Source organism: Mesorhizobium sp. M7A.F.Ca.CA.004.12.1.1 (genome assembly GCF_003997835.1).
Classification (GTDB): domain Bacteria; phylum Pseudomonadota; class Alphaproteobacteria; order Rhizobiales; family Rhizobiaceae; genus Mesorhizobium.
Genome location: NZ_RZRK01001514.1, coordinates 1 through 440 on the forward strand (window position 1 = coordinate 1; position 440 = coordinate 440).

1 protein-coding gene is annotated in these 440 nt (G+C 65.2%); it reads left to right on the forward strand.

What is annotated here, in order from left to right; translation table 11 throughout:
• Positions 1-360 (forward strand): potassium-transporting ATPase subunit KdpA (locus tag EN984_RS37320; protein WP_206517605.1); only part of this gene is annotated, 360 nt, incomplete at its 5' end.
• Between the last annotated feature and the right edge of the window lie 80 nt (positions 361-440).

Genomic DNA, 440 nt, shown 5'->3' on the forward strand with positions numbered 1-440 from the left:
GGCAATGCCGGCCCGCACGGCTTCTCCGAGGTTCTGTATGCCTACACTTCGGCGGCGGCCAACAACGGTTCGGCCTTTGGCGGCCTCAGCGGCAACACGCCCTGGTACAACATCACGATCGGCATCGGCATGCTGATGGGCCGCTTCCTGGTCATCATCCCGGCGCTGGCCATTGCCGGCTCGCTGGTGGCGAAGAAAACGGTTCCGGCTTCCGCCGGCACCTTCCCGACCGATGGCCCGCTGTTCGTCGGACTGCTGGTCGGCGTCATCCTGATCGTCGGTGGCCTCACCTTCTTCCCGGCGCTCGCCGTCGGGCCGATCATCGAGCACCTGGCGATGGCTCACGGGCAGACCTTCTGAGACCGTCATGTCCTGGTTCAATGCCATGCGCCGCAAGGTCGGCCACAGGGACGATCACCGAAAGGAGGAGAGACCTCCTC